Raw genomic sequence first — 1,050 nt, 5'->3', positions numbered from 1 at the left:
CCAGCATTGGGTAATTTTCCAAGCCCATCTCTGCGGCGAAGTCAGACGCAAACCAACACCGGCCAGGTAATCGACCAGGTCTTCGACGTTCTTGTTGAAGGTGACGAACACAAATCCCCGATAGGTGTCCATGCCCGCGACCGGTTGCAGGCCTAGATCCTCGAATCGAAATTCCGGGCCATAGGCTTGCCGGTCGGGCATACCGACCAACTCGCCGTCGGTGTTGAACGACCAGGCATGGTAGAAGCATTGGAACACTTTCCCGTTACCCGAATCCGTGCGGCAGACCATTGCGCCCCTGTGCGGGCAGGTGTTGTGGAACGCGCGGATCTCGCCGGTGGTGGCACTGCGCACGAAGATGAGAGGCCTACCGCCCACTGTGCGCCTCAAGAAATCGCCCGGCTCCGGGATCTCCGACTCGTGCCCGAGATAGAGCCAACACCTGTTGAAGATCAGATCCCGTTCAGCCTCGAATATTTCCGGTGACGTAAACGCCGAGCGATGTACTCGGAACACTCCACGCGCGGTGTCGTCGATAATCAGTTGCTGTGAACTTGTTGCCACGGTAACCGGACCTTGTCTTCCGTATTGTCTCTAAGCTGCGCCGCGCGCTTCGGTCGTTAGCTGTGAACGCGGAGAGGAATCCACCCATTGCGGCCAGCCTGCCCTGCGGTTGGCCGCCATCGCCAACGCACGCTCCGCGGGAGAGGCGAAATGCTCATCCCAATACCTCAACCGCGGTTTGGCGATCGCCCTTTCCCACAACAGCGGGATGAGCGCACACACGAAACACAAGATCGCGCTGGGCATCTGCGGAGCCTCGGGACGCGGCTTCAACTCGTAGAACTTATGCCGACTGTCGAAGTGGTGCTCGATGTGCGTCGTGATCTCCATGGCCACCGGTCGCACGATTGCCCCCAGATGATTCCACGCGTGATGCAATTCAATGGGCGAATCCGGCACTCGAACCAAACCGTAATGCTGTAAGTAATTGAGGATCTACTGACGTTTTCGTGGGTGGAATTCATGCTGCCCTCCCTGGTAGTGGGG

2 protein-coding genes are annotated in these 1,050 nt (G+C 58.5%); both read right to left on the bottom strand.

Annotated features, from left to right (window positions below):
• A partial coding sequence (locus F6Q13_RS17785; RefSeq protein WP_293059386.1) for a Rieske (2Fe-2S) protein occupies positions 1 to 564 on the bottom strand: 564 nt, incomplete at its 3' end.
• 30 nt (positions 565 to 594) lie between these two features.
• A complete protein-coding gene (locus F6Q13_RS17780) occupies positions 595 to 900 on the bottom strand; it encodes a hypothetical protein (protein WP_293059383.1) in 306 nt (101 codons plus the stop codon).
• Between the last annotated feature and the right edge of the window lie 150 nt (positions 901 to 1,050).

Source organism: Mycobacterium sp. (genome assembly GCF_008709575.1).
Classification (GTDB): domain Bacteria; phylum Actinomycetota; class Actinomycetes; order Mycobacteriales; family Mycobacteriaceae; genus Mycobacterium.
The sequence above is the reverse complement of the archived record's forward strand: the minus strand, read 5'-3'. Positions and strand labels throughout refer to the sequence as shown.